The sequence below is a fragment of the Burkholderia sp. Tr-862 genome (assembly GCF_011753085.1).
GTDB lineage: Bacteria > Pseudomonadota > Gammaproteobacteria > Burkholderiales > Burkholderiaceae > Burkholderia > Burkholderia ambifaria.
Window position 1 is genome coordinate 1 of record NZ_VWWG01000296.1, and the last position, 3975, is coordinate 3975.

5 protein-coding genes are annotated in these 3975 nt (G+C 68.7%); 1 reads left to right on the forward strand and 4 read right to left on the reverse strand.

The genetic code is table 11. The features are described 5' to 3' along the window. On the reverse strand, positions 1-564 hold a 564-nt coding region (locus F3J14_RS33975), incomplete at its 3' end, for a CynX/NimT family MFS transporter (protein ID WP_166726633.1). A 131-nt stretch (positions 565-695) separates the two neighbouring features. On the opposite strand from F3J14_RS33975, the gene F3J14_RS33980 reads away from it, so the two are divergent. After that, on the forward strand, positions 696-1229 hold the full coding sequence (locus F3J14_RS33980; RefSeq protein WP_166726634.1) for a MarR family transcriptional regulator: 534 nt from the start codon (positions 696-698) through the stop codon (positions 1227-1229). A 151-nt stretch (positions 1230-1380) separates the two neighbouring features. On the opposite strand, the gene F3J14_RS33985 is transcribed toward F3J14_RS33980, so the two are convergent. The 3 genes from F3J14_RS33985 to F3J14_RS33995 form a co-directional block, all read right to left on the reverse strand. After that, positions 1381-2085 carry a glutathione S-transferase N-terminal domain-containing protein gene (locus tag F3J14_RS33985; protein WP_166726635.1) on the reverse strand — a complete coding sequence of 235 codons (705 nt, stop codon included), beginning with the start codon at positions 2083-2085 and terminating at the stop codon, positions 1381-1383. A 222-nt stretch (positions 2086-2307) separates the two neighbouring features. Continuing rightward, a complete protein-coding gene (locus F3J14_RS33990; RefSeq protein ID WP_166726636.1) occupies positions 2308-3432 on the reverse strand; it encodes a porin in 1125 nt (374 codons plus the stop codon). Positions 3433-3697: 265 nt separating this feature from the next. Next, positions 3698-3975 (reverse strand): helix-turn-helix transcriptional regulator (locus F3J14_RS33995; protein WP_247682350.1); only part of this gene is annotated, 278 nt, incomplete at its 5' end.

Consider the following 3975-nt stretch of genomic DNA (forward strand, 5'->3'; position numbering starts at 1 on the left):
CGCGTCGCCGCCACGACTGGCCAGCGGCCATGCGAGCGCTGCAATGGCGGCCGGCAGCGCCCAGCCCGCGAGCGCGACGAGCCAGCTCCAGCGGGTCGCGGCGAACGGCGCGACGACGCTCGCGAGCACCGCACCGCCCATGATCGACGTCGAATAGACGCCCATCGCGCCGCCGATCCGCGTCGCGAAATGCGCCTTCACGAACCCCGGCAGCAACGCCTGCACCATGGCGATCCCGATGCCCGCGCAGCATGCGCTCGCCAGCAGCACCCACGCGTGCTGCGCACCGATGCGCGACGCGCAGGCGAACCCGATCAGCGCGACGCCGAGCCACACGCCGCCAGCAATTCCCGTCACGCGCTGCAGCCGCCGCGCGTTTAGCGCGCCCAGCCCCATCAGCAGGATCGGGATCGTGGTCAGCAGGCTCGCCGCGCCGTCGCCGATGCCGGTCGCGCGCTGGATCATGTCGAGCAGCGGACCGATCGCGGCCAGCGCCGGCCGCAGGTTCAGTCCGACCAGCACGATGGCGGCAAGCCGCCAGCCGGGGGAAATGCAGCGATTCATGGAAGGCCCTCGATATCGGTGCGCGACACACTCCGTCGGCGTGTCGTGCGTTTTCATGTAAAGTATCTCGACATCAAGATAAATCGGCATTTATCTCGACGTCAAGATAACTGGTGAGCCGAGGAGGGTTAATGGATCGAGCCGCGCATGCGCTCGCGCAATGGCGCGTCGAGCGCCCGGATCTGGATGCGTCGTCGATGCTCGTGATGGGACGGCTGCAGGAGGCCGCGCTCGTGATCGCGCGCGACGGTCTCAATCCGCTGTTCGCGCGCTACGGGATGCAGCCGGGCGAATTCGACGTGCTGGCGACGCTGCGGCGCAGCGGCGCGCCGTTCGCGCTGACGCCGACCGCGTTGTACGACGCGCTGATGATGTCGTCGGGCGGGATGACCGCGCGGATCGACCGGCTGCACAAGGCCGGCTGGGTCGAGCGCCGGCCGAATCCGGCCGACGGCCGCGGCACGCTCGTCGCGCTGACGGACGCCGGCCGCGCGCTGATCGACGAGGCGGTGGTCGCGCACGTCGACAATCAGCGCGCGATGCTGGCCGTGCTGTCGCAGGCGGAGCAGACGCAGTTGTCGGCGCTGCTGGAAAAGCTGCTGGCGGGATTGGAAGGAGGGAAGCCGACGCCGGCCGAAAAGCAGCCGCGGGGCTCGTCACGCTGAACGCGACGCTCGGAAAGCAGAAACGCAGAAACGCAGAAACGCAGAAACGCAGAAACGCAGAAACGCAGAAAGGAAACCGGCAAACCGCCCGCCGCGCAAGGCGGCGGGCCGGACAGGCAGCGGGCCGCACCCGGTGCGCCCGCCGCGCGGATCAGCCGCGTGCCGGGATATTGAGCCCGCGCGCGACGGCCGGACGCGCGACGAAGGCTTCGAGCGCCCGCGCGACATGGCGGAACTCACCGAAGCCGACGAGATCGCCCGCTTCGTAGAACCCGACCAGGTTGCGCACCCACGGGAAGATCGAGATATCGGCGATCGTGTACGTATCGCCCATCATCCACTTGCGGTTCGCGAGATGCGCGTCGAGCACGGCGAGCAGGCGCTTCGATTCGTCGGCGTAGCGGTCGCGCGGACGCTTGTCCTCGTAGTCACGGCCGGCGAACTTGTGGAAGAAGCCGACCTGGCCGAACATCGGGCCGATGCCGCCCATCTGGAACATCACCCACTGGATCGTCTCGTAGCGGCCCGCGGCGTCCTTCGGCATCAGCTGGCCCGTCTTGTCGGCGAGATAGATCAGGATCGCGCCCGATTCGAACAGCGGCAGCGGCCGGCCGTCGGGGCCGTTCGGATCGATGATCGCCGGGATCTTGTTGTTCGGGTTCAGCGACAGGAATTCGGGCGACAGCTGGTCGTCCGTGTCGAAGCGCACGAGGTGCGGCTCGTACGGCAGGCCGGTCTCCTCGAGCATGATCGACACCTTGACGCCGTTGGGCGTCGGCAGCGAGTACAGCTGGAGACGGTCGGGATGCTGGGCCGGCCATTTTTTCGTGATCGGGAAGGCGGACAGGTCGGGCATGAAGGTTCGCTCGTCAACGTGGAGGATCCGCGATCCGCCGGCCGGCCGTGCGCCGCTGAGCGCGCCCGGCACGGCGGCAGGGGCGGGACGAGCGCATCGGCAAGCGGGCGGGGCGCGCCGAAAACGCCCACTGTAGCCGATCCCCGCGATCACTGCAGACAGCGGCCGCGCGTCGCGCGCGAGCGCCGCCGCGCGCGAGCGCCGCCGCGCGTCACTGCGTCGTCAGAAGTTGTGCCTCAGCCCGACCATCGCGGCCGTCGTGCCGACGCCGGGCGCGACCGGCTGCCCGTACACGAGCATCTGGTCCATCGTGCCGCGGTTGTTCACGTGGCCGGCCTGTGCGTAGACCATCGTCCGCTTCGACAGGCTGTAGTCGGCCGTGAGCACCACGGCCGTCGACCGGTTCGCGGAGCGGTTGCGGTCCTTCAGGTAGTACACGGCGGAGGCGACCTGCAACGCGGGCGTGAAGCGATAGCCGACACCGGCCGACAGCATGTCGAGGTTCACCCGGTCCGCATGCGCGGGATTCCGGCCGTTGCCGTACGACGCCGACACCGAAAAATCGCGGATCGTGTATTTCGCGCCGACGTAGACGAAGCGGTTGTTGTCGACGCCGGTCGGCGCGACACCCGGTGCCGGATTCGTGTCGTGGCCGTTGTAGTAGACGGCCGATGCATTGAGCCCGTAGTTGGAATACCTGAGCACGACCGATTCGCGCGTGCCGCCCTGAAACTGTCCGGCGACGCCGCCGGGTGCGTATTCGAGCGCGAGCGACACGCCCGCGAACGTCGGCGACTGATACACGAGCGCATTGCTGTCGTACAGCGCGCCGATCGCGCCGTTGGTGCTCGTCGCCGGCCAGCCGGCCGCGGTGTTCAGGCCGAGCCAGGCGGTCAGCACGCTGCCGAAGAACTGCGCGTTGCGCACGTCGGTGTCGGCCATCGCGTAGATCATCGGCACGATCTGGCGGCCGGCCGTGAACGTGCCGAACGGCCCCGATACGCCGAGCGACGCAATCTGGTTGAAGATCGCGACGGCACCCGGCGTGTCGCTCAACTGGAGCCGGCCGGTGCCGCTGTCGAACGAACCCTGCAGCTTGAAATTGACCTTGTAGCCGCCGCCGAGATCCTCGCTGCCCTTGATGCCCCAGAAGCTCGAGTAGATGCCGCCGTCCTTCATCCGGAACACCTTGCCGGTGTTCGGCGCATTCGGGCTGAACGAAGCGGCCGACGTGCTCTGGTACAGCAGGCCCGTGTCGACCACGCCGTACAGCGTGACGGAGGATTGCGCATGCGCGAGCGCCGAACAGCCGGCAAGCGCCGCGAGCGCGGCCAGTTTCGTCTTCATCGAAGTCTCCAGGATCGTAATGGACCCGCACGGGATCGAGCCAGTGCGGGTAAAGCGAGTGAAACGGGGAAGCATCGAGGCAGGCGGGAAGGCGCGGGAGGCGACGCCGGTGCGAGCCGTGCGGAAAGACTACGCAACCGCGCGCAGCCGCTCCCCCCCATGCGCGGGGGGCAGGGTTGCGGAGAATCGAAAGGGAATCGGCGCCGATGCCGCCGTCAACAGCCGCAACGGGCGCAACAGGCGGCAGCGCCGGCGCACGCAGCGATCAAGGCGCGCTTTCGAGCAACCCGAGCACCAGCGCGCGGCGCACGACGTGCTTGCGCGAACTGGCGTCGAGCTTGCCGAACAGGTTCTTCAGGTGCCACTTCACGGTTTCCTCGCCGACGGCGAGCGCCACCGCGATCTCCTTGTTCGACAGGCTGCGCGCGAGCAGCTCGAGAATCGCGCGCTCCTTGGGCGTCAGCACGACGCTCGGCACCGCGCGCGGGCTGGCCGTGCTGCGCGGCGCGGGTGGCACGATGCGCGGCTGCGGTTGCGCAGCCC